This is a genomic window from Maritimibacter sp. (assembly GCF_016774595.1).
GTDB classification, from domain to species: Bacteria; Pseudomonadota; Alphaproteobacteria; order Rhodobacterales; family Rhodobacteraceae; genus Maritimibacter; species Maritimibacter alkaliphilus.
In genome coordinates this window covers 143,915-169,579 of sequence record NZ_JACBWT010000001.1, presented here as the reverse complement: position 1 = coordinate 169,579, position 25,665 = coordinate 143,915, and the positions used below count along the sequence as shown (strand labels likewise).

General features: G+C 65.9%; 27 protein-coding genes. 16 read left to right on the top strand and 11 right to left on the bottom strand.

Annotation, left to right across the window (positions count from 1 at the left end; genetic code table 11):
• Positions 1–76: 76 nt before the first annotated feature.
• Complete coding sequence (locus HOY44_RS00850) at positions 77–1,159, top strand: PA0069 family radical SAM protein (RefSeq protein WP_287432511.1); 1,083 nt, start codon at positions 77–79, stop codon at positions 1,157–1,159.
• A 3-nt stretch (positions 1,160–1,162) separates the two neighbouring features.
• On the opposite strand, the gene bmt is transcribed toward HOY44_RS00850, so the two are convergent.
• The 4 genes from bmt to HOY44_RS00830 all read right to left on the bottom strand — a co-directional run bounded on the left by bmt (position 1,163) and on the right by HOY44_RS00830 (position 5,565).
• Positions 1,163–2,179: a betaine--homocysteine S-methyltransferase gene (gene bmt, locus HOY44_RS00845; RefSeq protein ID WP_138423013.1), complete on the bottom strand. Its 1,017-nt coding sequence runs from the start codon at positions 2,177–2,179 to the stop codon at positions 1,163–1,165.
• Between the two features lie 77 nt (positions 2,180–2,256).
• Entirely contained in the window at positions 2,257–4,182 is a 1,926-nt protein-coding gene (locus tag HOY44_RS00840; RefSeq protein WP_287432510.1) for a phosphatidylglycerol lysyltransferase domain-containing protein, read from the bottom strand.
• Between the two features lie 112 nt (positions 4,183–4,294).
• Positions 4,295–5,104 carry an alpha/beta fold hydrolase gene (locus HOY44_RS00835; protein WP_287432509.1) on the bottom strand — a complete coding sequence of 270 codons (810 nt, stop codon included), beginning with the start codon at positions 5,102–5,104 and terminating at the stop codon, positions 4,295–4,297.
• Positions 5,105–5,250: 146 nt separating this feature from the next.
• On the bottom strand, positions 5,251–5,565 hold the full coding sequence (locus HOY44_RS00830) for a DUF1476 domain-containing protein (protein ID WP_287432508.1): 315 nt from the start codon (positions 5,563–5,565) through the stop codon (positions 5,251–5,253).
• 200 nt (positions 5,566–5,765) lie between these two features.
• Between HOY44_RS00830 and purC the strand changes: the two genes are divergently transcribed.
• Positions 5,766–6,527, top strand: coding sequence for a phosphoribosylaminoimidazolesuccinocarboxamide synthase (gene purC, locus HOY44_RS00825; protein ID WP_008328224.1), 762 nt, complete (start codon positions 5,766–5,768; stop codon positions 6,525–6,527).
• 14 nt (positions 6,528–6,541) lie between these two features.
• Positions 6,542–6,772 (top strand): phosphoribosylformylglycinamidine synthase subunit PurS, encoded by a 231-nt coding sequence (purS, locus tag HOY44_RS00820; protein ID WP_008328225.1) that lies wholly within the window; start codon positions 6,542–6,544, stop codon positions 6,770–6,772.
• A 54-nt stretch (positions 6,773–6,826) separates the two neighbouring features.
• Here purS and HOY44_RS00815 read toward each other — a convergent pair whose 3' ends face one another.
• Both HOY44_RS00815 and HOY44_RS00810 read right to left on the bottom strand, forming a co-directional pair.
• Positions 6,827–7,345, bottom strand: a complete 519-nt coding sequence (locus HOY44_RS00815) for a GNAT family N-acetyltransferase (RefSeq protein ID WP_287432506.1) — start codon at positions 7,343–7,345, stop codon at positions 6,827–6,829.
• 53 nt (positions 7,346–7,398) lie between these two features.
• Positions 7,399–8,490: a sensor histidine kinase gene (locus HOY44_RS00810; RefSeq protein ID WP_287432504.1), complete on the bottom strand. Its 1,092-nt coding sequence runs from the start codon at positions 8,488–8,490 to the stop codon at positions 7,399–7,401.
• A gap of 162 nt (positions 8,491–8,652) precedes the next feature.
• On the opposite strand from HOY44_RS00810, the gene purQ reads away from it, so the two are divergent.
• The 3 genes from purQ to HOY44_RS00795 all read left to right on the top strand — a co-directional run bounded on the left by purQ (position 8,653) and on the right by HOY44_RS00795 (position 12,555).
• Positions 8,653–9,321 (top strand): phosphoribosylformylglycinamidine synthase subunit PurQ, encoded by a 669-nt coding sequence (purQ, locus tag HOY44_RS00805; protein ID WP_008328269.1) that lies wholly within the window; start codon positions 8,653–8,655, stop codon positions 9,319–9,321.
• A gap of 36 nt (positions 9,322–9,357) precedes the next feature.
• Complete coding sequence (locus tag HOY44_RS00800; protein WP_008328271.1) at positions 9,358–11,148, top strand: sensor histidine kinase; 1,791 nt, start codon at positions 9,358–9,360, stop codon at positions 11,146–11,148.
• Positions 11,149–11,223: 75 nt separating this feature from the next.
• Positions 11,224–12,555, top strand: a complete 1,332-nt coding sequence (locus HOY44_RS00795; protein ID WP_040884304.1) for a sigma-54-dependent transcriptional regulator — start codon at positions 11,224–11,226, stop codon at positions 12,553–12,555.
• Between the two features lie 117 nt (positions 12,556–12,672).
• Here HOY44_RS00795 and HOY44_RS00790 read toward each other — a convergent pair whose 3' ends face one another.
• From HOY44_RS00790 to ccmI, 3 genes are read right to left on the bottom strand one after another with little or no spacing between them, the layout of a single operon-like run.
• A complete protein-coding gene (locus tag HOY44_RS00790; protein WP_287432502.1) occupies positions 12,673–12,897 on the bottom strand; it encodes a DUF1289 domain-containing protein in 225 nt (74 codons plus the stop codon).
• Positions 12,894–13,361 (bottom strand): Holliday junction resolvase RuvX, encoded by a 468-nt coding sequence (ruvX, locus tag HOY44_RS00785; RefSeq protein WP_138423018.1) that lies wholly within the window; start codon positions 13,359–13,361, stop codon positions 12,894–12,896. The genes HOY44_RS00790 and ruvX overlap by 4 nt, the downstream gene beginning before the upstream one ends.
• On the bottom strand, positions 13,358–14,593 hold the full coding sequence (gene ccmI / locus HOY44_RS00780; protein ID WP_287432501.1) for a c-type cytochrome biogenesis protein CcmI: 1,236 nt from the start codon (positions 14,591–14,593) through the stop codon (positions 13,358–13,360). Before ccmI ends, ruvX begins: the two co-directional genes overlap by 4 nt.
• Positions 14,594–14,779: 186 nt before the next feature.
• On the opposite strand from ccmI, the gene HOY44_RS00775 reads away from it, so the two are divergent.
• The 7 genes from HOY44_RS00775 (at position 14,780) to HOY44_RS00745 (ending at position 21,977) form a co-directional block, all read left to right on the top strand.
• Positions 14,780–16,027, top strand: coding sequence for a sarcosine oxidase subunit beta family protein (locus HOY44_RS00775; protein ID WP_008328282.1), 1,248 nt, complete (start codon positions 14,780–14,782; stop codon positions 16,025–16,027).
• 151 nt (positions 16,028–16,178) lie between these two features.
• On the top strand, positions 16,179–16,448 hold the full coding sequence (locus HOY44_RS00770) for a hypothetical protein (protein WP_008328285.1): 270 nt from the start codon (positions 16,179–16,181) through the stop codon (positions 16,446–16,448).
• A 96-nt stretch (positions 16,449–16,544) separates the two neighbouring features.
• Positions 16,545–16,868, top strand: a complete 324-nt coding sequence (locus tag HOY44_RS00765) for a sarcosine oxidase subunit delta (protein ID WP_287432500.1) — start codon at positions 16,545–16,547, stop codon at positions 16,866–16,868.
• Entirely contained in the window at positions 16,865–19,879 is a 3,015-nt protein-coding gene (locus HOY44_RS00760) for a sarcosine oxidase subunit alpha family protein (RefSeq protein WP_287432498.1), read from the top strand. Before HOY44_RS00765 ends, HOY44_RS00760 begins: the two co-directional genes overlap by 4 nt.
• A complete protein-coding gene (locus HOY44_RS00755; RefSeq protein WP_287432497.1) occupies positions 19,872–20,420 on the top strand; it encodes a sarcosine oxidase subunit gamma in 549 nt (182 codons plus the stop codon). The genes HOY44_RS00760 and HOY44_RS00755 overlap by 8 nt, the downstream gene beginning before the upstream one ends.
• A 259-nt stretch (positions 20,421–20,679) precedes the next feature.
• Positions 20,680–21,279, top strand: a complete 600-nt coding sequence (locus HOY44_RS00750) for a superoxide dismutase (RefSeq protein ID WP_008328293.1) — start codon at positions 20,680–20,682, stop codon at positions 21,277–21,279.
• Positions 21,280–21,749: 470 nt separating this feature from the next.
• Positions 21,750–21,977, top strand: coding sequence for a hypothetical protein (locus tag HOY44_RS00745; RefSeq protein ID WP_287432496.1), 228 nt, complete (start codon positions 21,750–21,752; stop codon positions 21,975–21,977).
• Positions 21,978–22,015: 38 nt separating this feature from the next.
• Here HOY44_RS00745 and HOY44_RS00740 read toward each other — a convergent pair whose 3' ends face one another.
• The gene (locus HOY44_RS00740) at positions 22,016–22,528 is read right to left on the bottom strand and encodes a DUF6647 family protein (protein ID WP_287432495.1); all 513 of its coding nucleotides are present in this window, start codon (positions 22,526–22,528) and stop codon (positions 22,016–22,018) included.
• Positions 22,529–22,642: 114 nt separating this feature from the next.
• Here HOY44_RS00740 and HOY44_RS00735 point away from each other — a divergent pair, with 114 nt between their 5' ends.
• The 3 genes from HOY44_RS00735 to rarD all read left to right on the top strand — a co-directional run bounded on the left by HOY44_RS00735 (position 22,643) and on the right by rarD (position 25,094).
• Entirely contained in the window at positions 22,643–23,557 is a 915-nt protein-coding gene (locus HOY44_RS00735) for a LysR substrate-binding domain-containing protein (RefSeq protein ID WP_287432494.1), read from the top strand.
• A 65-nt stretch (positions 23,558–23,622) separates the two neighbouring features.
• On the top strand, positions 23,623–24,078 hold the full coding sequence (locus HOY44_RS00730; protein ID WP_008328302.1) for a host attachment family protein: 456 nt from the start codon (positions 23,623–23,625) through the stop codon (positions 24,076–24,078).
• Between the two features lie 80 nt (positions 24,079–24,158).
• The gene (gene rarD, locus HOY44_RS00725) at positions 24,159–25,094 is read left to right on the top strand and encodes an EamA family transporter RarD (protein ID WP_287432493.1); all 936 of its coding nucleotides are present in this window, start codon (positions 24,159–24,161) and stop codon (positions 25,092–25,094) included.
• Here rarD and HOY44_RS00720 read toward each other — a convergent pair.
• Complete coding sequence (locus HOY44_RS00720; RefSeq protein ID WP_287432492.1) at positions 25,037–25,594, bottom strand: TIGR00730 family Rossman fold protein; 558 nt, start codon at positions 25,592–25,594, stop codon at positions 25,037–25,039. The genes rarD and HOY44_RS00720 overlap by 58 nt on opposite strands.
• Positions 25,595–25,665 lie beyond the last annotated feature (71 nt).

Sequence of the window (25,665 nt, the reverse complement as noted above, 5' to 3'; positions counted from 1 at the left end):
CAGACCATTTGCGACATCTGGAAATATCGAAGCGACCTTTGCAGGCGCGGATTAATGTTCTACTAATGTTCTCATCATGGAAGAAAGACCGCAGATTCAACCTGACCGGCGCCGGGGGCGGGCGGCCACGACCAACGCCTCGGGGCGCTACGAACGTCATGCGCGGGTCGCGGTCGACGATGGCTGGTGGCAGGAGCCGGAGCGGGCGATCCGCACGGATGTCAGGCTGGAAGCGCCGCGCTCGGCGATCACACGGAATTCCTCGCCCGATGTGCCCTTCGATCGCTCGGTGAACCCTTACCGGGGGTGCGAACATGGCTGTATCTACTGTTTCGCGCGGCCCAGTCATGCCTGGCTCGGCCTGTCGCCGGGGCTGGATTTCGAAACGCAGCTCGTGGCGCGGCCCGGCATCGCGGCGGTTCTGGCGCGGGAGTTGTCGCGCAAGTCCTACAAGCCCGCGACCATCGCCATCGGCACGAACACGGACCCCTATCAACCGATCGAGGGCAGGTTCCGGGCGATGCGCGAGGTGCTCGAGGTGCTGCGCGATTTCCGCCATCCGGTCGGGATCGTGACCAAGGGCACGCTGATCGAACGGGACATCGACATCCTGTCCGACATGGCCCGTGACGGGCTGGTGCATGTCGGCGTTTCGGTGACGACGCTGGACCCGAAGCTCGCCCGTCGGATGGAGCCGCGCGTGCCGGCGCCCGCCCGGCGTCTCGCCACGATCCGGGCCTTGTCCGAGGCCGGGGTGCCGGTGCGGGCGATGCTGGGGCCGGTCATTCCCGGCCTGTCGGACAGCGAAATGGAGCGGATCATGGAGGCCAGTGCCGATGCGGGGGCCACGGCGGCAAGCTGGATCATGCTGCGCCTGCCGCGCGAAGTGGCCGATCTGTTTCACGACTGGCTCGTCGAGCACTACCCGGACCGGGCGAACCGGGTGCTGGGGCACCTGCGCGACATGCACGACGGCAGACTCTACATCAGCGATTGGGGGCGGCGGATGCGGGGCGAGGGGCCGTATGCCGAAATGCTCGACATGCGGTTCCGGGTCGCGCTGAAACGGCTGGGGCTGAACAAGCACCTGCCGGACCTGCGCACCGACCTGTTTCGCGTGCCGCCGAAAACGGGCGATCAGCTCGACCTGTTCGCCTGAGGGTCAGCCCCGGCGCCGGCCGCGCCGTTCACGCGGGGCGGGGCCTTTGTCGTCGGTCCCGTCCGAGGCCGAGGAGAAGGCGCCCAAGGTCTCGGCAATCCGTTCGAGGGCCGGCGCAGCGCCCGGCGCGCGGGTTTCCAGCGCCTCGCGCATCGCGACAAGGTGCTCGGGCGTCGTGCCGCAGCAGCCGCCGATGATCCGGGCACCGCAGTCGCGGGCCATCACGGCATAGTCGGCCATGAGTTCGGGCGTGCCGTCATAGTGGATGTGGCCATGGACGTATTTCGGGATGCCCGCGTTGCCCTTGGCGATCACCGGACGCTCGGTTCCGGTCTGTTTGAAGCCGAGGATCGTGCGCAGCAGGTCCGACGCGCCCACGCCGCAGTTCGCACCGAAGCCGATGGGCGGGTTGGGCAGCGTTTCGACCAATTTGGCCATCGCGGCCGAGGTCACGCCCATCATGGTGCGCCCGGCGGTGTCGAAGCTCATCGTGCCGCACCACGGCATGTCGGCCAGCGCGGCCGCCCGTGCGGCGGCCTTGTATTCGTCGGGCGAGGAGATGGTCTCGACCCACAGGACGTCGACACCGCCCGCCTTCAGCGCCTCGGCCTGTTCGTGGAACATCTCGACCGCGGCATCGAAGGACAGCGGGCCCATCGGCTCCATGATCTCGCCCGTCGGTCCCATCGACCCGGCGACGATGACGGTGCGTCCGGCTTTGTCGGCCACTTCGCGCCCCAGTTCGGCGGCGATCCGGTTGAGTTCGCCCACACGATCCTGTGCGTTGTGGAGCTTCAGGCGCGACGCGGTGCCGCCGAAGCTGTTGGTCAGGAAGATGTCCGAGCCCGCATCGACCGGCCCCTGATAGAGCGCGCGCACGCGGTCCGGGTGGTCCACGTTCCACATCTCGGGCGCGTCGCCCGAGGTGAGACCCATGTTGAAAAGCGTCGTGCCGGTGGCACCGTCGGCGAGCAGCCAGTCGCGTTCGGAAAGGAGTGTTGAAAGCGCGTCCTGCGACATGATCCGGGCCTTTGTCCGTTTGGTTCGCCGTGATGTGCCACGAAATGCGGACCCATGCCAAGGGGGGCGCGGCGCGCTCAGGCGTCGCGCAGAATCTCCCGCGTGATGTCGAGGGCGCCGAGGGCGAGGGCCGTGCGCGTGGGGGCGGCGAGGTAGAGCGTCTCCCAATCCGGGGCGAAAGCGGACTTGAACTGGCGCAGGCCCGCAGCACCAGTGGCATGGTCGAGCAGGGCGCGCAGCCGGGTGAAAAGCGCAGGTTCGCCCGCGATGTCGCCGGTCGGCACGGCGGCGAGGGAAAAGCGCGGCACGCCCGCGACGGCAGCGCCCTTGATGGCATGGGTGACGAGCAGGTGCATCAATCCGTCCACCGCGTCTTCGCCCTGCCGCATCAGGTCGAGCGTATGTTCGCGCCGGTTCGCGTGGACCGTGACGAACCCCTGCATCCGCCCGGCCCCGTCCCGCGCGATGTAGATGGCGGCATTACGCATCGTGGCCGGGCTCCAGACCCCCATGGAAAACCCACGCTCGCCGCCCCGCGCAGCGGACCACAGGGCGGCGAGCGCGTCCATCTCGTCGAAGGGGATCGGGACCGGGTCGCCGGGGGCGATGGCCGATACCGTGATCCCGGCGGCTTCGGCCTTGCGCAGCTTGCGCCTCAGTTGGCGGCGCGTTGGCCCATCGGTCGTGAAACGGCCCGGATCGACCCAACCCTCGCGCGCGACGGGGAGGAGCGCCCAACCCTTCTTGCGGGCGAGAACGGCAAGCCTTGCGCCGCATTTGTAGATCACAGGACTGGTCAGCGTGGCGCGGGCGCGGTCGGTTAGGTCCGACACCACGTCGTCCGCGCGCCGATCCGGGGTCAGGGGATCACCCAGCATGATGAGCGACTGACCGGACCGCGCGACAAGAGCGGCAGGCCAAAGACGGGCGTTGGCGAGCAATTGGAAGCGACCGTGGCGAAGGAGTGCCGCCTCGGCGCGCGGCGCGGTCGCCAATGCGGCCTCGACCACGAGGGGAAGGTGGTCGGGATCGACAGGGGCAAGGGCAGCGCGGGCCGGTTCGGGGGCCGGGGCGCTGTCGGGACGACGCAGGAGGACAACGCCGCCGATCAGCGCGGGAACCGCGTAGTAGATCGCGCGATAGGCCAGAACCGCCGCCAGAAGCGGCTCGTCGGGCACGGTGGGCAGCAAGACGAGCAGCGCGACCTCGAACGGGCCGACCCCGCCGGGGGTGGTCAGGACCAGCCCGGCACCGAGCGCGAGCAGGTAGGCAGTGATGAGCGTGCCGGGGGCGACCTGCACCCCGTCTGGCAGCATGACCCACAGCACGCCCCCCGCCGCGAGCGTGTCGATGGCGGTGAAGCCAAAGACCAGCCCCATCGCCTTCAGCGGTGGCAGCGACCAGCGGGCGAGGCGACCGGGACGCCACAGGGACAGAAGCGCGAGGGCGAGGGCAGCGGCGAGCACGAGACCGGCCAACGGGCCGGAATGGGGCAGAGCCGCGCCGAACGTCAGCACGGTAAGGGCCGTGACCACCGCCCAGGCCGCGAAGAACGAGACGGTCACGATGGCCGAAATGCGTGTGGCATCGCCAAGGCCGAGGTCCGGCAACAGCCGCCAGCGAACGAAGGTGCCGGTGAGAGCGCCCATTCCGACGGTCTGACCGACCGCGATGGCCGTCATCCCGGTGATCGCGGCGCGTTTCGGCTCCGTATCGCGCCCGATCAGCCGATGGACGACCACGTCGTAGCGCCCGAGGGCCCAGAAGCTGACGGCGGTCAGCCCAAGCCCGAGCGCCCATTGCACCGGGCCGACCGTGGCGAGCGCCGAACGGATGTGCGCGATGTCGAGTTCCGCGATCCTGTGGCGCAGGACCAGTGCGAGCAGGGCGAAGACGCCAAGCGGCACGAGTTGGCGCGCCAGCACACGGCCCATGGCCAGCCGTGGTATATCCGTCGTCAGCGCGGCGGTCCGGTGTCCCGGTTCGCGGTCGTGTCCCCTCATGCCTCACCCCTCATGTTCGGAGGGGCGAGACTAGAACCCGACCCCATAAGGGGCGATTAACAGTTCAAATCGCGCGCAAATTGGGCAACCGGCCCGATTTCGTTCAAGCTGGTTAACGCGTCTGCGGGATCAGGGCCCCGCCCTGCGGGGCCTCCCGGTCGTCCAGAAACAGCATGAAGTCGCAGATGAACGGGCTGATGTGATCCGGCTGTTCGGCGTGGATCATGTGGCTCGCATAGGGAATGACCCCGAGATGCGCGTTGGGAATGGCGCGGTAAATCTCGATGGTCTCGTCCACCGATACGAGGTGGTCGTGTTCACCGCCAAGGATCAGCGCGGGGCACCGGATCTGCCGGATGCGCTCGCCCGGATAGTTCCCGTCGGCCACGTTGCGCCACATGCCCGAAAGCTGGGTGAAGAACCGGTCGAAGTTGCCGTCCGGGTTCATCGCCTCGTAGTCTTCGACGCTGCCGGGGAACCTGTGACGCCAGAGGGTCGGGGTGATACGACCCAAGAAGGTCTCGAACACGCGGTCGCTGGGGCGCCATGCGTTCGCGCCGAGGGTGATGATACCCGCAAGCTCGGTATGTGCGCGCGAGGCGAGCTCCAGCGCGACCGTGCCGCCGTCGCTGTGGCCGAACACCACCGGGCGGTCGAGGTCGAGGTGGTCGATCACCGCTTCGATGTCGTCGGCGAGGCGCGGATAGGACATGGTCGCGCGCCCGAGGGTCGAGCGACCGTGACCGCGTGTATCCACGAATACGCAGTGGAATTCGTCGAGCGCAGGAAAGATCGCCTCGAAATCGGCGAGGGACCCGCCCCCGCCATGAAGGAAGAGAAGCGGCCGGGCGTCGGGATCGCCCATCGTCTGGACGTGTAGCGCCGCCCCGCCGACATGTACTGTCTGGCCAGCCGTATGCATTGTTTCACTCCAATTCTCAGTTGGAGTTACAACGCGATCACCGGCCCGAGGTTTCCAAAAACCCGGTTTCGTCACGTCACATGATGCAAGAAAGGCACCCCGAAACGAGGTGCCTTTCCGCAAATTCTTCTTGGAATGTGAGGGACTTAAGACTCGCCCATCAACTGCGACTTGGCTTCGGCCAGCATCACGACCCGCTGCGCGCGCACTTCGTCGGCCGAGCTTTTGTCGCCCAGATCGCCCGCGACCTTGCGCACCACGTCCTCATGACCCGCTTCTTCGAAATCGGCCTTGATGACGGCGGCGATGTAGGCGTCGAGGTCCGCACCGGTCTTGCCCATCAGGCCCGCGGCCCAGATCGCGAGAAGCTTGTTCGCGCGGGCTTCCGCCTTGAACTTCATCTCTTCGTCGTGGGCGTACTTGTTTTCGAAAGCGTTTTCGCGGTCGTCGAAAGTGGTCATGTTCCCGTGGTCCCAGATATGGCCTGTTTCCTTTCATATGCCCGCTCGCCGCCCATCCCGCAACCCCTGTGCACAGAGCGCGCGCGCCGTGCGGGCGAGATCGGGATAGCGCCTTGCGCATCCTTGCGGGACAGGGGCCGATGCACTATAGCGCGACAAATGGCGGGCAGTTGGCCCGCTGCCGGAAAAGGCCCACACGCATGGCACGACGCAAGAAGCTCTACGAGGGCAAGGCGAAGATTCTCTACGAAGGCCCGGAACCCGGGACGCTCGTCCAGTATTTCAAGGACGATGCGACCGCCTTCAACGCGCAGAAGAAGGACGTGATCGAGGGCAAGGGTGTGCTGAACAACCGCCTGTCCGAGTTCTTCATGACCGGATTGACCGCGATCGGGGTGCCCAATCACTTCATCAAGCGGCTCAACATGCGCGAGCAACTGATCCGTCAGGTCGAAATCGTGCCGCTGGAAGTGATCGTGCGCAATTTTGCCGCAGGGTCGATGGCCAAGCGTCTGGGTCTGGAGGAGGGCACCGCGCTGCCGCGCCCCATCGTCGAGTTCTCCTACAAGGACGACGCGCTGGGCGATCCGTTGGTGCCGGAAGAATATATCATCGCCTTCGGCTGGGCGAGCCAGCAGGACCTGGATGACATCGTGGCGCTGGCGCTCAGGGTCAACGACTTCATGGCCGGTGTCATGCACGGTGTCGGGATCAAGCTGATCGACTTCAAGATCGAGATCGGGCGCGTCTGGGACGGCGATTTCATGCGGCTGATCGTGGCGGACGAGATCAGCCCGGATTCCTGCCGCCTGTGGGATATCGAAACCGGCCGCAAGCTGGACAAGGACGTGTTCCGTCAGGATCTGGGCAGCCTGTCCGACGCCTATACCGAGGTGGCCAAGCGTCTGGGCGTGCTGCCCACCAATGTGACGCACGCCACCAAGCCCACGCTTATCAACTGAAAGGGACACCTGCGATGAAAGTGCGCGTCGACGTGATGCTGAAGAACGGTGTTCTGGACCCGCAGGGCGAGGCTGTGCGTCACGCGCTGGGCAACCTTGGCTTCGAGGGCGTCGAAGGCGTGCGTCAGGGCAAGGTGATCGAACTGGACGTGGCCGAGGGCACGAGCGAGGACACGATCCGGGACATGTGCGAAAAGCTGCTCGCCAACACCGTGATCGAAAGCTATCAGGTTCATATGGGCTGAGGCCCGTTTCACCGATTTCCAGTCAGAGCCGAAGTTGCGCCTGATCCGAAAGGGTCAGGCCAAGTCCTTCGTGTAGATCGTGCTGTCTTGGGACGACTGGGCCGGGTCGCGTGCAAATCCGGCCTTCTCCAAAACCCGCGCCGAGGCCGGGTTGGCCGGGTCCACGCCGCCGATCAGCCGGACAGGGGCAGAGGCCCGTAGAGATTGCACAAGGCCCGTAACCACCTCCGACGCGGCACCCCGACCCCAGACCGATTTCGCGAAGAGGTAGCCGAGGTGGACGGTCGGCAAGGCCGCGTCCGGGTCTTGGGCGAGAATGACTAAACCGACCAATTCCCCGTCCCGCGCGGTGGTGACCGTCAGGACATCGCTTTCGGCCTCCCGCGCGTCGATCCAATCCGCGACACGATCGCCGGGGCCGAGCGTAAGGGACGGCGGCAGGTGGGCGAGCACCTCGGGTGTCAGGATGCGCGCGAGAGCGTCCTCGAGGTCGGCGCGCGCGGCGGGGTCCGAAAGCACGCTGCGCCACGGGCGGATGATGTAGCGGTCGGTCGAAAAGGATGTGATCTGCACGGCGCGGCCCCTTTCAGGATTTGCCAGCGATCATAGGGTCTTACGCCCCGGTCTCAAAGCGGAATGGTCAGGCGGGCAGCGGTGCCTGTGCGGTCGAGCAAAGGCTCCCATGCGCCGCCCAGTTGTGCGACCGAGGCTTCGATCACCGCCAGCCCGATGCCCGATGTGTGTGAGATCGGGCCCATCCCGACGCCGTCATCCGACAGGTCGATCACCAGCGAGCCGCCCTTGCGTTTGCCGGAGAACCGGACAAGCCCCATGCGGCCTTCGGGAAAGGCGTGCTTGATCGAGTTCGAGGCAAATTCGTTCAGGATCACACCGATGGCCGACGCCTGTTCGGGATCGACGCGCACGCGGTCGAAAGCCACCTGCACCTCGATTTCCGGCGGGCTCGTGCCGTTCAGGATCGCGCCGACCTTGCCTGCGAAATCGGCAAGATCGACGTCGTGCGTGGCCGACGAGCGATAGAGCTGTTCGTGAAGGGCCGCGACCATCTCGACCCGCGCCTGCACCTGTTTCAGCGCCTCGCGGACCGCTGGTTCCTCGGCCTTGCGGGCCTGAATACGGGTCAGCGCCGAGATCGACTGGAGCGAGTTCTTCACCCTGTGATCGATTTCCTTGCGCAGCGTCTCGGCATTGGCGAGCGCCTGCTTCAATTCCATCTGGGCGACCACCTGATCGGCCAGCACGATCAGGGTTTCGCGTTGGATATCCGTGAGTTCGCGGGGTTTGACGTCGATGGCGCAGAGCGCACCCATGACCTGACCGTCCGACAGGCGCAGGGGGGCGCCGGCGTAGAACCTGATGCCGTCCGACTGGGCCACCAGCGGATTGCGGGCGGTCCTCGGGTCTTGCGTCAGGTCGCGGATTTCCAGCAGGTCGTCCTCGAGCACCACATAGGCGCAGACCGAGCTTTCCAGCGCGGTCTCGGGCTCGTCGAACCCCTTGGCGGACTTGAACCACTGTCGGTCCCGGTCCACCAGCGACACGAGCGAGGTGGGGACGTCCAACGCACGGCAGATGAAGGCGGTCACGCTGTCGAACCCCGCCTCGGCAGGGGTGTCGAGCAGGCCGAGCGCGCCGAGCGCGGCCAGCCGTTCCTCGTTATGCGCCGGGGTCGGCGGCAGCGGGGGCCTGTCGGTCATGGTGGGAGTGATCGTCCAGATACTGATTTCGGATACACGTTATGTGCGGTGGTCGTGCCATGCAATTGCGAAATGAGACTCAGGCACCGTTTCGCCTGTGCTTGACCCTCGGGGGGCCTGCGACTATGAGCGAAACCAACCGCGCCAGAGGGATTTTCCACCATGAAAGCCGCCGTTCTCGTCTTCCCCGGATCCAACTGCGACCGCGACATGGCGGTGGCCTTCGAACGGGCCGGGGCCAAGGTGACGATGGTCTGGCACAAGGATACCGCGTTGCCCGGGGACGTCGATATCGTGGGCGTTCCGGGGGGTTTTTCCTTCGGTGACTACCTGCGTTGCGGCGCCATCGCGGCCCGCTCGCCCATCACGGCTTCGCTCAAGGCCCACGCCGAACGGGGCGGCTATGTTCTGGGTGTCTGCAACGGCTTTCAGGTGCTGACCGAAACCGGCCTTCTGCCCGGTGCCCTGATGCGCAACGCGAACCTCAAGTTCGTGTGCCGGGCGCTCGACCTGCGTGTCGAGACTTCGCAGTCGGATTTCACCAGCGGCTACAATGCGGGTGACATGATCTCGATCCCGGTCGCCCATCACGATGGCAATTATACCGTCGATGACGAGACGCTGGCGAAACTGCGCGCCGAAGATCGGATCGCTTTCACCTACGACCAAAACCCGAACGGGTCCACCGCCGACATCGCGGGCGTTCTGTCGGAAAACCGCCGCGTGCTCGGCATGATGCCGCACCCGGAACGGGCCGTGGACGCGCAGCATGGCGGCACCGACGGGGTGGCAATGTTCCGCTCGCTCACCGCCTCGCTCGAAACCGCCTGACTTGAGCGCACGCCGCGCGGGGCGTAAAACCGATCCATGACGAACGACGACACCAACGGCGAGGGGCACCGCCCCCCGCGTTCTCCGGCATTCGGCCTTGTGGGCCGCGTGGTGCTGGTGCTGTTCGTCGCCGCGGCCATCGCAGTCGTGTGGATTTCGAACCAGTGGCTCACCCAACGCTACACCGAAAGCACCCGGTCACGGGCCGAGCTTCGCATGGCGCTCTACACCGGGAACCTGATTTCCGAGTTGCAGAGAAATTCGGTCGTGCCGCTCTTGCTGTCGCGCGACCCGGCGTTCATTTCCGCCCTGAATTCAGAGGATTACGTCAATTCCTCGCAGCGCCTGATCTCGTTTCGGGACGAGATCGGGGCGCAATCGCTTCTGCTTCTCGACCAGACGGGGCGTGCCGTGGCCTCGACCGACCGAGAAAGGTTGGGGTCGAACCACCGCGCGCAGCCCTATTTCGTGAACGCGCTCCGGTCGTCCGACACCGTCTTCACCGTCTCGCAGACCGAGGCGGGGGGCTATGATTTCACCTATGCGCGCAAGATCCTGAACGGGGGCGAGTTGATCGGCGTCATCGTCGTCGTCGTGGATCTCGCCAAGTTCGAGCAAAGCTGGGCGCGGATTTCCGATGCGGTCTATGTGACCGACAGCGAGGGCCGGGTGATCCTGACGACGGAGCCGCGCTGGCGCGGGCTGCCGGAAGGCGATGCGATGAACACGCTGCCCCCCGCGACCGCGATCGAACGGGCGTTGGAGCGCACGGCGCAATGGGCGGCTCTGCCGTCCGAGGCGTTCTTCGCCGGCGACGACGTGATCCGCCAGACCAGCCGGGTGCCGTTCCAGGGCTGGCAGATGACCAGCTTCACCACCTATGCCTCGGTCCGCGAGCGGGTGAACGGCGTTCTGGCGCTGGAAATCATGGGCTTCGCGATCCTGCTGACGGTCGGTTTTTACGTCGTCAGTCGCCGCGCCACGACGGCGAGCCGGTTTTTCCAGCGCGAAAGCGCGCAGTTGCGCGAGCTGAACGACGCCCTGAGCCGCGAAGTGGCCGAGCGGCAGAAGGCCGAGAAGAACCTACAGGTCGCCGAGCAGACGCTGGCGCAATCCTCGAAACTGGCCGCTCTGGGCGAGATGTCGGCGGCGGTCAGCCATGAACTCAACCAGCCGCTCGCCGCGATGAAGACCTACCTCGCGGGGGCCAAGCTGCTTTTGCAACGCAAGCGGCCCGAAGAGGCGCTTTCGTCGTTCCAGCGCATCGACGACCTGATCGAACGGATGGGGCTGATTACGAAACAGCTCAAATCCTATGCCCGCAAGGGCGGCGACGCGTTTCAGCCGATGGATGTGCGCCAGTCGGTGTCGATGGCGCTGTCGATGATGGAACCGCAGCTCAAACGCCGTCAGGTGCGCATCACGCGCAACGTGCCGCGCGAGCCGGTGATGATCATGGGCGACAACGTGCGGCTGGAGCAGGTTCTCATCAATCTGCTGCGCAACGCCATCGACGCAACCAAGTCGGTGGACGATCCGCAAGTGGACATTCTGCTCACCGGCGGGGAACAAGTCGTGATCTCCGTGCGTGATAACGGGCCGGGTGTCGAAGACCTCGATCAACTGTTCGAGCCTTTCTACACCACCAAGGCACCGGGGGACGGCGTGGGCCTTGGCCTCGCCATCTCGTCGGGGATCGTTGGCGACTTCGGCGGGCGCCTGACCGCGCGCAACGGAACCGCCGGGGGGGCTGTATTCGAGGTGGAACTTCCTATCTACAAGGAAGCGACCAAAAACAAATCATCGGGCGTCGAAGCCGCAGAATAGCGACACGCGCACGACCGGACGGGATAGGTCCGGTACTGAATTGGCCCGAAAGGGGGGCCGGAGGGTACATCAAGAATGGCACAGGCAATGAAAATCGCGATCGTCGATGACGAACAGGATATGCGCCAGTCAATCAGCCAATGGCTCGCACTGTCCGGGTTCGACACCGAAACCTTTCCCTCCGCCGAAGAGGCGCTGAAGAACGTCGGCACCGACTACCCGGGTGTGGTCATTTCCGACATCCGGATGCCCGGCATGGACGGAATGCAATTCCTGAAGAAACTGATGAGCGTCGACTCGGCGCTTCCCGTCATCATGATAACGGGGCACGGTGACGTGCCGATGGCGGTCGAAGCGATGCGGGTGGGTGCCTACGATTTCCTCGAAAAGCCGTTCAACCCGGACCGGATGACGGAACTCGCCAAAAAGGCCACGCAGTCGCGCCGGGTGACGCTCGACAGCCGCATCCTGCGCCGCGAACTGGGCGACGGCACCACGATCATGAAGAAACTCGTGGGCGCCTCGCCGCTGATGGAGCGGCTGCGTGAGGACATTCTCGACCTCGGCCAATCCGACGGGCACGTCCTGATCGACGGCGAAACCGGCACCGGCAAGACGCTGGTGGCCCACGCGCTGCATGCGGTCGGGGCCAAGGCCGGGCGCAAGTTCGTGGTGATCCGCTGTGCGGGGCAGGACGAAGACGACCTCAGCCGCCGCATCTTCGGCCCGATGGAAGAGGGCGGGCGCCTGCCCGCCGTCGAAGAGGCACGCGGCGGGACGCTGGTGCTCGAGGACATCGAGGCGCTGCCGGACGGGTTGCAGGCCAAGCTTCTGGGCTGGATCAACGATCAGGGCACCCCGCCCGAGACCCGCGTGATCGCGGTGTCGAACCTTCAGGAAGCCGGCAAGACCTGCGAGGACGCGCTGCGCCCTGACCTGTTCTATCGCCTCGCGACCATGACGATCACGCTGCCGCCGCTGCGCCAGCGCGGCGAGGACATCCTGATGCTGTTCACGCGCTTCGCCGACCAGTTCGCCGAGGAATACGGCTGCGCCGCGCCCAGCGTCACCGCACAGGAGGCCGCGCAACTGTTGCAGGCCCCGTGGCCGGGCAACATCCGTCAACTCATCAACATCGCCGAACGCGCCGTGCTGCAAAGCCGTCGCGGCACGGGCACCATCGCCTCGCTTCTGATGAACGACCATGACGACGTGCAGCCGGTGGTGACGACGGAGGGCAAGCCGCTCAAGGAATACGTCGAAGCCTTCGAGCGGATGCTCATCGACAACACGATGCGCCGCCACAAGGGCTCGATCGTGGGGGTCATGGAAGAGCTGTCGCTGCCGCGCCGGACGCTGAACGAGAAGATGGCGAAATACGGGTTGCAGCGGGCGGATTATCTTTGATGTCCAATGACGCTTAGGCGTCATCCGACCAAGCGGGGGGCCAGCCCCCCGCACCCCCCGGGATACTCCGGACCGGAAAGAGGGGCGCGGGCCGTGGGGTTCGCGCCTTTTCGCGTGTCAGCGGGTGCGGGCGCGGCCGCCCCGGCGTTTGGCGATCATGGGCGCGCGGTTGGGCAGCGTTTCCATGATCTCGCGGCGTTCCATGTCGGTGAGGCGCGACCACGTGGCGATCTCGTTGATCGTCCGGTAGCAGCCGATGCAGATGCGCATTTCGGGATGGATCTGGCAGACCTTGTTGCAGGGCGACAGTGGCTCGTCGCGGATCCAGACGTCGTCGGTCACAGGTGCCTCATGCGGTCGAGCGCGCCTTGCAGGATGTAGCCTGCGGCCACATGGTCGATCACGCCGGAGCGTTTGGCGCGTGAGGTGTCGGCTTCGAGGAGGGCGCGTTCGGCGGCCACGGTCGAGAGGCGTTCGTCCCAGAAGGTGATCGGGCGGTCGGTCAGGCGCGACAGGTTGCGCGCGAAGGCGCGGGTTTTCTGGCAACGCGGGCCTTCGGTGCCGTCCATGTTGCGTGGCAGGCCGAGGACGAGGCCGGAGATCGCGCGTTCGTCGAGGATCGCCATGAGCGCCTCGGCGTCCTGCGTGAATTTCTTGCCGCGCCGAATGGTGTCGAGCGGCGTCGCCACCTGGCGCATCCCGTCGGACACCGCCACGCCGATGGTCTTGTCTCCGTAGTCGAGGCCCGCGAGCGCCGTCATCGCGGGCAGGGCGGCGGCGAAGTCGGCGATGTCGTCGAAGATCACTCGGCCACCCCCGCGTCACGGGCCGCCGCGCGCACGATGTCGAGTTCGCCGGGCTGACCTTCGAACCGCGCCTGCGCCTCGGCCCAGATCGCCTGCGCCTGTTCCATGTCGCCCAGCACGCCGAGCGCCCGGATGAGGCGGGCCCAGTCCGAGGCGGGGCCGCCCTCGGTCGCCAGACGGTCGGACAGGCCCGCGACCATGCCCCGGATCATGTCCTGCCGCTCTTCCTCGGTCATTTCGGCGGCGTTTTCGATGTCCTGCGCCGAGGGGCCGCGGGGGGCCGCCTCGCTTTCGGGCAGGGTGTAGTTGACGCCCGCGGCCGAGGCGAGAAGTTCGATGCGCTCGCGGATCGGGCCGACCCACGGATCTTCCGGCGCCGAGCTTTCGAGCAGGGCGCGCCACATGCGGAAGGCGAGGTCGGGGCGGTCGTTCTGGGCGAACATCAGGCCCGAATAGTAGCGCGCGACCTTGTTGCCCGGTTCGATCTGGAGTGCGCGCGAGAGGGCGGTTTCCGCCTCGGGCGAGACATAGCCACCGGCGGCGAGGATCAGAAGCTCGGCGAGGTCGGAATAGTCGTTCGCCGTCGCCTCATCCCCCTTGGCCTGAATGAGAGACCATTGCGCGTTGTGGGCGGCGCGGTAGTTGCCGAGCTGCGCCTCGTGCTGGGCCAGCAGGGCGAGGCCCTGAACATCGCCGGGGCGGCGCGCGACGGCGGTGCGCAACTGGGCGACGAGTTCGACGTAATCCTGCGGCACGTCGGCGGCGGGGCCCTCCCACGCGGGCATCTCGGCCTCGGCGGCTTTCTGGTCCGGGCGGTTTTCGCGTGCTTCGGCGGCGAGGCTCTTTCGCAGGTCCAGCGGCAGGTCCGGGTAACCGGGCGCGCCCAGATCGGAATAGAGATACCAGCCGCCCCCGACCAGCAGCACCGCGATCCCGGCGACGGCGGCGATGCTGGCGGAGCGGGGCGCGCGGCCCGCGCCGCTTTGCGCCTGCGCGGCCTTGTCGGCTTCCAGCAGACGGCGCGAGATCTCGATCTTCGTGCGCTCTGCATCCGCTTCGGACACGACACCGCGCGCCACGTCGCGGTCGAGTTCCTTGAGCTGGTCGCGGTAGACCGCCATGTCGAATTCCGCGCTGGCGCGGGCCGTCGTGCGGGCGGGCGCGAACAGCGCGTAGCCCAGAATGAGCACGATGAAGATCGCGGCGAGCGCCGCCAGCATCCAGAACCCCATGGTCCCTCCCGAAAAGTTCCCCCTCATCTACCCATTTGCCGTGTCCTGCAAAACCCCCTGCGACATCGCGTGTCGGAAACCGACGACAAGTTGATGTCGCATTTGGTGCAGGTGGTGCCGTTCGCCGCATTGGCGCGGATCGTCGGGTTGATATGAACGGGGCGAACCACGACGTCGGGGATTCGCATGAAACGATATTCGGCCTTTGCCATCGCGCGTGAGGCGCTGCGCTACCACACCGGGTGGGAGCGTGCCTGGGGCAATCCCGAACCCAAGAAACGCTACGATGTCGTCATCGTGGGGGCCGGGGGCCACGGGCTCGCCACCGCGTTCTATTTGGGCAAGAACTTCGGCATCACCAATGTGGCTGTGATCGAAAAGGGCTGGCTCGGCGGCGGGAACACGGGCCGCAACACGACGATCATCCGGTCGAACTATCTGCAAGACCCCTCGGCGGCGATCTATGAAAAGTCGCGCTCGCTTTACGAGACGATGAGCCAGGACGTGAACATGAACGTCATGTTCTCGCCGCGCGGCGTCATCATGCTGGCCCAGACCCATCACGAGGTGCGCGGGTACGAGCGCACGGCTCACGCGAACGCGCTTCAGGGGGTCGATACGACGTTCATCGGGCCGGAGAAGGTCAAGGAGCTTGTGCCGATCATCAACATCGACGGCCCGCGCTATCCGGTGCTGGGCGGGCTGTGGCAGCCGCGCGGCGGAACCGCGCGTCACGATGCGGTGGCTTGGGGCTATGCGCGGGCCTGCGCGGGCATGGGGATGGACATCATTCAGAACTGCGCCGTTCAGGGGGTCGAGACCGAGGGCGGTCAGGTCAAGGCGGTGAACACCACCAAGGGCCGGATCGAATGCGGCAAGCTGGCGCTGGTCGTCGCGGGGCATTCCTCGGATCTGGCCGAAATGGCCGGGTTCCGCCTGCCGATCGAGTCGGTCGCGCTTCAGGCGCTGGTGTCGGAGCCGATCAAGCCCTGCATGGACGTGGTCGTCATGGCCAACACGGTGCACGGCTACATGAGCCAGTCCGACAAGGGCGAGATGGTGATCGGCGGCGGCACCGACGGGTTCAACAACTACACCCAGCGCGGCAGCTTCCACCACATCGAAGAGACCGTGCGCGCGCTGGTCGAAACCTTCCCGATGATCTCGCGGCTCAAGATGCTGCGCCAGTGGGGCGGGATCGTGGACATGACCGGGGACCGTTCGCCCATCATCTCGAAAACTCCGGTGGGCAACATCTTCGTCAACTGCGGCTGGGGCACGGGCGGGTTCAAGGCGATCCCCGGCTCGGGCTGGGCGATGGCCGAGCTTGTGGCCAAGGGCGAGCCGGGGCCGCTCGCGGCCGAGTTCGGCGTGGATCGCTTCCGCGAGGGGCGCTTCATCGACGAGTCCGTCGCCGCCGGGGTGGCGCACTGATGCGGACGGTTGGAAACATGCATCCCAAAGTCAAAAAAACCGTGCCGGTCGCGTGCGTTACGCGAGTGATGCCTCACTTGGCGGGGGCTTGGAACCTCGCTGCCGGACGGCGCGTTGGCTGTGCAACTGAGAATTGCACAGGAGATCGAAAATGGCAGACCGGAGCGACACGCCCCCTGACCACACCGTCGTGCAATCCGGCGGTGGAAATACCGGACTGGCCTTCGTCGTCGGCATCCTTGTCGTCGTCGTCGCCGTCATCGCATGGTTCGTCTTCGCGGGCGACCCGTCCGGTGCGGGCGATCAGGTCAACGTCACCATCGAAGGCGCAGGGGACAACGGCGCAATCGAAGGTGCGGAAAACCGGATCGGCAGTGCCACCAGCGACTTTGGTGAAAGCGCCGAACCCGCAGCCGAATAACACGACCATCACAACCAGACTGACCGGCCTGCCGCCTTTTGGCGTGCGGGCCGGTCGCATGCGTGGCACCTCTGCCACCCTGACCGGAGGTGCGACATGCTGATCCTCACCTGTCCTTATTGCGGCGTGGAGGCCGACGAAACCGAACTGGCACCGGGGGGCGAGGCGCATCTGAAGCGTGCCACCGTGGGCGACAGCGACGAGGCTTTCGAGGTCTATCTGTTCGACCGGGCGAACCCCAAGGGCGTGCATTTCGAGCGTTGGCGTCATGCCTATGGCTGCGGGAAATGGTTCCTCGCGGCCCGCCACACTGTGACGCTGGAGGTCTACGGGACCTACAAGGCCCAGACGCCGGAACCGACGAAAGAGATCGTCGCCGCCATCAAGAAACGCCTGCCGGAGTGGGAGGGTCGGGGATGAGCCATCGTCTCGACGGAAAGGGGCGGCTGATCGACCGTTCCAAAAAGCTGCGCTTCACCTTCAACGGCAAGTCCATGACGGGCTATGCGGGCGACACGCTCGCCTCGGCGCTGCTCGGATCGGGCCAGTCCGTGATGGGCCGAAGCTTCAAATATCACCGTCCGCGCGGTGTTGTGGCGTCGGGCGTGGAAGAGCCGAATGCGCTCATGAACCTTGGCGAAGGCGGGCGGTTCGAGCCGAACCAGCGCGCCACGACGACACCGCTTTTCGACGGTCTGACCGCAACCAGCCAGAACCACTGGCCGTCGCTGGAGTTCGACATCGGCGCGGTGAACGATCTGGCCGCGCGGTTCCTGCCGGCGGGGTTCTACTACAAGACCTTCATGTTCCCGCGTTTCGCGTGGAAGCACCTGTTCGAGCCGTTCATCCGTCAGTCGGCGGGTCTGGGTCAGGTGCCGAAGGAACCCGATGCGGACCGCTATGAGCATGTCTATCACCACACCGACGTGCTGGTGATCGGCGGCGGTGTGGCGGGTCTCGCGGCCGCGCGGGCCGCTGCGGCGGGCGGCGCCAAGGTCATGCTGCTGGAGCAGACCGCCCATTGGGGCGGGCGTGCCCCGGTCGATGGCGGGCAGATCGACGGTCTCGACCCGGAAACGTGGGTGAACAACGCGGTCCAAGAGCTTGAGACCGCTGAAAATGTGACGCTGCGCCTCGGCACGATGGGTGCGGGCGTCTATGACCACGGCTATGTGCTGGGGTATGAGCGTGTGGCCGACACGACGCCGGGCGACGACCGCCCGCGACACCGCTTGTGGCGTATCCGCGCCAAGCAGATCGTGACCGCGACCGGCGCGATCGAACGCCCGCTGTCTTTCCCCGGCAACGACGTGCCGGGCGTGATGCTGGCCTCTGCCGTGCGCGACTACGTGGTGAACTGGGGCGTCGCGCCGGGGCGGCGCACGGTGATCGTGACGAACAACGACGACGCTTACCTGACCGCGCTCGCCCTGAAAGAGGCGAAGCTGGAGGTGCCCGCGATCATCGACGTGCGCGCGACCCTCGTGGGGCCGCTCGCGGACCGGGCGCGCAAGGCCGGGATCAAGCTGATGCATGGCAAGGCCGTGGTCGGGGTGAAGGGCAAGAAACAGGTCACCGGCGTCATGGTCGCCGACCTCGACGGCAAGTCGACGCCGGACGCCATCGAATGCGATGCGGTCGCCATGTCGGGCGGCTGGTCGCCTGTGGTGCACCTGTGGTCGCACTGCGGCGGCAAGCTGACCTGGGACGACGCCGAGGCGATGTTCAAACCCGATCCCGCGCGCCCGCCGCTGGGCGCGGACGGGCAGGGGTTCGTTCGGACCGCCGGGAACGCCTCGGGCGCCATGGGACTGGCCGAGGCACTGGCCGACGGGCATGAAGCGGGGCGTCAGGCGGCCAAGGCCGCAGGTGGCACGCTGACGCGCAAAGCCGCCCCGAAAGCGCCAGAGACCGAGCGTCAGCCGCTCAAACAGGTCTGGATCATGCCGACGGCGGCAGGCCCGGACAAGCGGATGAAGATGTGGCTCGACTACCAGAACGACGTGAAAGTGTCGGACGTGCAGCTTGCCGCACGCGAAGGCTATGCGAGCGTCGAGCACACCAAACGCTACACCACGCTCGGCATGGCGACGGATCAGGGGAAACTGAGCAACATCAACGGTCTGGCGGTGTTGTCCGATGCGCTGGGTCAGGCGATCCCGCAGACCGGAACGACGACGTTCCGCCCGCCCTATACGCCGATCAGCATGGGGGCCATTGCGGGCGAGGCACGGGGCGAGCTCTTTCAGCCGATCCGCCGCACGCCGATGCATTCGGCCCATGACGCCGCCGGCGCGGTGTGGGAGCCTGTGGGGCATTGGCGCCGCCCCTTCTGTTTCGCGCGCACGGGCGAGACCGACATGGAGGCGGTGAACCGTGAGATCGTGAACACCCGCGAAAACGTCGGGATGCTCGACGCCTCGACGCTTGGCAAGATCCTCGTGACCGGACCCGATGCGGGCAAGTTCCTCGACATGCTCTACACGAACGTGATGTCGAGCTTGCCCGTGGGCAAATGCCGCTACGGCCTGATGTGCACCGAAAACGGCTTCGTCACCGACGACGGCGTGGTCGCGCGGATCGACGAGCAGACGTGGCTCTGCCACACCACCACGGGCGGCGCGGATCGGATCCACGGCCACATGGAAGACTGGCTTCAGTGCGAATGGTGGGATTGGAAGGTCTATACCGCCAACCTGACCGAGCAATACGCGCAGGTCGCCGTCGCGGGCCCCAAGGCGCGCAAGGTGCTTGAGGCTCTGGGCGGCATGGACGTCTCGAAAGAGGCGATGCCGTTCATGACTTGGGCCGACGGAACGCTCGCGGGCATCCCGGCGCGCGTCTACCGGATCAGCTTCACCGGCGAACTCAGCTACGAAATCGCGGTCCCTGCGAACCGGGGGGCCGAACTTTGGGCGAAGGTGGCCGAGGCGGGGGCCGCGCATGGCATCCAGCCCTACGGCACGGAAGCCATGCACATCATGCGGGCCGAGAAGGGGTTCGTGATGATCGGGGACGAAACCGACGGGACCGTGATTCCGCAGGACCTGAACATGGGCTGGATCATCTCGAAGAAGAAGACCGACTATCTCGGCAAGCGCGCACAGGAGCGGTCGTATATGGCAAGCCCGGATCGCTGGCGACTCGTGGGGCTCGAAACGCTCGACGGGTCGGTCATTCCCGATGGGGCCTATGCGGTGGGCGAGGGCGTGAACGCCAACGGTCAGCGCAACATGATCGGGCGTGTCACCTCGACCTACTACTCCCCCACGATCCGCAAGGGGATCGCGATGGGACTGATCCAGCACGGGCCGGACCGGATGGGCGAGGTCGTGGATTTCGCCACGCTCGACGGCACCGGCACGGTCATCAAGGCGAAGATCGTCGAGACCTGTTTTTACGACAAGGAAGGAGCCAAGGCCGATGTCTGATGCGGTTTCCGTTCTGAATGGCGCGGCCTTCGACGGCTTCGCGCAGGTCTCCGACACCGGCCCGCGCGGAATGATTACCCTGCGTGGCGCGCCGGAGGTGCTGGCGAAAATGGCAAAGGCGCTTGGGCTTGCGGTGCCGGACACGCTGGGCCTGACGAGCAAGGGCGACCTGTCGCTTGCGTGGATGTCGCCGGACGAGGCGATGGTGCTGTGCGACTATGCCGACGCGCCGGGGCTGGCGGAGAAGGTGCAGGGGGCCGTCAAAGGCGATCACGCGCTGGTCGCCGTAGTCTCCGACGCCCGCGCGGTGTTCCGGGTGAAGGGGGACAAGGCCGATCAGGTGCTGCGCAAGCTCACCCCCGCGCCGCTCGACGGCTTCGCGCCGGGACAGGTCCGGCGCACGCGGCTCGCCCAAGTCGCCGGGGCGTTCTGGATGACGGATGCAGAGACGTTCGAAATCATGTGCTTCCGCAGTCAGGCGCAATACGTGTTCGACCTTTTGTCGAACGCGGCGCGGCCCGGATCGGAACTCGACCTGTAAGCCCATAGGCGGCCAGTACGTTGCGACCGAAAGCGGGGCCGGAATGCCCCGCTTTTTGTTTTCCAAGTCGCGGCCCGATAGCCGTGACGCCAGCCCAAAAGCGACAACGCGCCCGCGCGCGGACGGGTTCCGTGCACATCCCGTGTGCCGCTCATTATTCGCCGCAAACCCGGAAACCCGGCCTGCGCCCCTTGACCTCGGGCGCGACCAAGGCCCATCTAAGCGGCAACTGACACCAGAAGAACAGGGGGATATCCCAATGGCTTTCGAACTTCCCGACCTTCCCTACGCCCACGACGCGCTCGCCGATCTCGGCATGTCGAAGGAGACGATGGAGTATCACCACGACATCCACCACAAGGCCTATGTCGACAACGGCAACAAGGCGATTGCCGGCACCGAGTGGGAAGGCAAGTCGGTCGAAGAGATCATCAAGGGCACCTATGACCCGAAAGCGGTCGCCCAATCCGGTATCTTCAACAACGCCTCGCAGTACTGGAACCACAACCAGTTCTGGGAAATGATGGGTCCGGGCGAAAAGAAGATGCCGGGCGAGCTGGAAAAGGCGCTCACGGAAGCCTTCGGCTCGGTCGACAAGTTCAAGGAAGACTTCTCGGCCGCGGGCGCCGGTCAGTTCGGCTCCGGCTGGGCCTGGCTCGTGAAGGATACCGACGGGTCGCTCAAGGTGACCAAGACCGAGAACGGCGTGAACCCGCTGTGTTTCGGTCAGACCGCGCTTCTGGGCTGCGATGTGTGGGAGCATTCCTACTACATCGACTTCCGCAACAAGCGCCCGGCCTATCTGACGAACTTCCTCGACAACCTCGTGAACTGGGAAAACGTCGCCTCGCGCATGTGAGCCCACGCCCGAATGTTGTGATATCGTGGCCGCCCCAAGGGGCGGCCGCTTTGTTTTCATCGCCACATCTGCGGGGCAGATGAAGCGATGCGGTGGGGGCTCAGGCTCACCAAAGCAAGCCCCGGAGCCGCCATCCCCCGATCCCGCGCCTGACAGCCGCCGGCCCGCCCGCCAAGGACAATAGCCGTATCCCCACCTGCGGCGGGGCCCCTCGGCGATTCTCCTTGGCGTTCGGTCCGCCGCCCGTCCTGCGGGTCTCAGGCGACGGCGGCTCCGAAGCAAGCTTCGGTCGGAGGGGGTGTTCCGGTGGGTTGGTCCTTGGGCGCACAGGGGGCAGGGCACGGCGGCAGCGGTTTCGAGTGTCGCGGTCTTTTGGCCTTGGACGTCCTTTTTCGGCGTGTCCGCCGCCGCAAAGGAACAGCCGGCGGCCTGCGGGCGTTTTTTAGGGAAACGGCAAACAGGAGGACGATATGGCCGAGCGCAAACGCTCCAAAGACGGGCACAGCGAAACCGAAGAGATCCTTGGCGGAAAGCCCGAGAAGCTGGATGAGACGGCGCAGGAGGGCGCGTCGGGCGGAAACCTTCAGCGCAAGGTCGGCACCCGTGACGAAGAAAAGCGGGTCGACGAGACCTCGGCGGGCAACACCCGGCCGCTTGCGCAGGATCAGAACGGGTCGGGCGACAAGGAAAAGGTCTGACCTGAGTGCGGAGGGCCCTGCGAGCGCGGGGCCTTTCGTCAGTCCGGGTGGATGTCTCGTGGCGTGCACCCGGCATCGAGGATCACGGCGATCCAGTTCACATCCGCTTTCAGACCGAGTTCGGCCAGCCACGCCGACTGCGCCCGATAGGCGCCCTCTTCCTGCGCGGCCGGGCAGTAGAAATGGCGCGGGGCCTGACGATGGTGGACGAGTTCGTGCAGGAGCACGGACAGGTCTTCGGGATCGTCGGCGGCCCAGGGGTGGACGAGATAGATCGTTCCGGACTGCGCATCGTAAAGCCCGCGCGTGGCGCCGTGGCCGCGACCCGGCAGACCCGCGATCAGGGCCGCTTGTTGCGCGGACACGACCCTGATTTCCGGCAGATCGGGGCGCGCGGGCAGGTCCGTGTTCGCATCCAGCCAGTGCTCCAGCATCCCCAGAATTTCGCTGCCGACGACGGGCGGCTCGGCGGCGGACACGGGCGCCGTGGTCAGGGACAGGCAAAGCGGGATCGTTGCCAGCCAGGGGCCGGCTTTGGACAGGAGGGGCATGAGATCACTCCGGATAGCGTGGATTTGGTTGTGAGCCTGAAATCATGCTAGGATCTGAAGGCACCGGTCGCAAAAGACGGTTCTTCAACTGCCGATGAACGGGATTCATGCGCGATGAGCCGCAAGTTGCCCCCTTTCGCCGCCGTGCGCGCCTTCGAGGCCGCCGCGCGGCTTTTGAGCTTCAAGGACGCAGCGGACGAGCTGTGCCTGTCGCCGTCCGCGGTCAGCCATCAGGTTCGGGCGCTGGAGGAGTTCCTCGATACCAAGCTGTTCGAGCGGCGCGGGAACGCGATGCACCTGACCCTGACGGGGGAGACCTATGCGGGGCGGCTCGAAACCCTGCTCGACGGGATCGACGGGGCCACGCGGGCGGCGCGGGCCGGGGCCGAACCCGAGGTGCTGCGGGTGCTTTGCACGCCGGGCTTTGCCGCGCGCTGGATGGTGCCGCGCATGGGGCGGTTCGCCCATGCCGACCGGCTGCGGCTGCGGGTGTCGGTCGGGGCGCCCTCGACGGACTTCGCCACGAACGATGCTGATATCGTGATCCATTGGGCTGATGCCCCGGTCGCGGGTGTGCTGGTGGAACCGCTCATGGCCTCGGCCCGCTATCCCGTGATCCGACCCGATCTGAAGGCGCGGCTGGGGATCGAGACACCCGCCGATCTGGCGCGCGCCACGCTCATGCATGACGAGACGATGGATATGTGGGCGGAATGGTTCGAACTGGCCGGAAGCCCGCCACCGCAGATGCCCGCAGGCCCGGAATTCCCCAATTGCGAACTCGCCACCACGGCGGCGGAGCAGGGGGGCGGCGTGGCGCTGGCCTATGACATGATGGTGCGCGACACGGTGGCTTCGGGCCGGCTCATGCGACTATTCGACACCGTGACAATGCCTTTCGTGATCTATTCAGTCGCCTGCGATGAAGCCCGCATGGACGAGCCGATGATCGCCGCGTTTCGGACGTGGGTGCAGGCCGAGGTGGCCGAGGATGGACGGCCCGCCACCGCGATCCGGGTCGCCGAGTAGGCGGGAACCCCCGCCAAGTTCCGGGCGTTTCTTCCTAAATCACTGACACTTAAGGAGGATATGCAATGGCACAGATCGATACCGGGACTTGGGTTCTGGTCGCCGACAGCGAAAAGGCCCTGTTTCTCGAGAATGTCGCGGATGCCGAAAATCCGCATCTGGTGGTGACCCGTGAAGAGCATCAGGACAACCCGTCCGACCGCGAACAATCGGCCAACCGCCCGGGTCGGATGCAGGACACCGGGGTGGGCCAACGCTCGGCGCTGGACGACACCGACTGGCACGAACTCGCCAAGGAACGCTTCGCCTCGCAACTGGCGGACATCCTTTACAAGAAGGCGCATCGCGGCGAGTTCGAGAAAATCGTCATCGCCGCCTCGCCGCAGGTGCTGGGCGCCCTGCGCGACGAATTGCATCAGGAGGTCACCAAGCGGATCGTGGGCGAGGTCGACAAGACCCTGACCAACCACCCGCTCGACAAGATCGAGAAGATCGTCAAGGAAGACCTCGAAGCGGCCTGACGGATCGGGCGAGGCGCGCGGCCTTGACCCCGCCGCGCGCCTCTGCCACCCCCGGTCCGAAACGGCAGGAGCGGACAGGGATGAGCGAGACGGGCAAAGGCATCGCGGCCATCGCGGGTGCCTGCGTGATCTGGGGTTTGTCCTCGATCTATTACAAGGCTCTGGCGCATGTGCCGCCGGAAGAGGTGCTGTCGCATCGCACCCTGTGGTCCTTCGTGTTCTTCGCGGGCGTTCTGGCGGTGCAGGGGCGGCTTGGGGCCTTGCGCGGGCTTATCGGGTCGCGGCGCGTCTGGCAGGTGCTGCTGGCCGCCGTCATGATTTCGACCAACTGGTTCTTCTTCATTTATTCGGTTCAGACCGGCCGGGCCTTGGGGGCATCGCTGGGCTATTACATCTTTCCGCTCGTCGCCGTGCTTCTGGGCGTGGTCATCTTTCGCGAACGCTTGCGGTTCGGGCATGGGGTCGCTGTGGTCATGGCCGCACTCGCCGTCGCGATCCTGACCTGGGGGCTGGGGGCGGCGCCTTGGATATCTCTCCTCCTCGCGACCACGTTCGGGTTTTATGGCGTCGTGAAGAAAGGGCTGGACGCCGGGCCGGTGGCCAGTGTGACGGCCGAGGTCACGCTCCTCCTGCCGCTGGCGGTCCTGTGGCTGGTCGGGGTCCACGCGTTCGGCTGGACCGGGATCACGGGCCGCAACCTCGCCGTGTTCGGTGACGACCTGCGCGACAGCCTGCTGCTGGCTTTCTCGGGCGTGCTGACGGCCACGCCGCTGATCCTGTTCTCCTACGCCGCGCGACGGCTGGGATACGGGCTGCTCGGCTTGATGGAATACATCAACCCCACGCTACAATTCCTTGTGGCATCACTGATTTTCGGCGAACTCGTTACCCGTTGGCACATGATCGCGCTGCCGATCATCTGGGTCGCGCTCGCGCTTTACTCATGGGTCAGCCTGCGTCAGGACAGGGCGGAGTCCAGCCTCGCGGCGAGGGTTTCGACGTCGGGCACGACCTGAACGAAATCCAAGAGCGATCGATCCGCGAACCCCTGATCGATGGTATGCTTGATCAGCGCGATGAGCGGATCCCAATACCCTTGCGTGTTCAGCACGATCAGCGGTTTGTCGTGCAGGCCCAACTGGCGCCATGTCAGCACCTCGAAGAACTCGTCCAGCGATCCGGCCCCGCCGGGCAGGACCACGACGGCGTTCGAATTCATGAACATGACCTTCTTGCGTTCGTGCATGTTCTCGGTGACGACGAAACTGGTCAGGTCGCGCTTGCCCACTTCCATCGACAGCAGGTGCGTGGGGATCACGCCGAAGGTCGCGCCGCCTGCCTCCTGCGCCGCCCGCGCGACGGTGCCCATGAGGCCCACGTCCCCGGCGCCGTAGACCAATTGCCAGTTGCGCGAGGCCAGAAGGGTGCCGACGGCGCGCGCCTCGGCCTCGTACTCCGGCTTGGCCCCGAAGCGTGAGCCGCAAAAGACACAGACGGAAGCTTGTGGCGCGGGCATGGGTTAGCCTTTCGGGAAAGTGTTTTGACCCGTGATAACCGCGTTGTTAATGTCCCTCAAGCCTTGGGGAT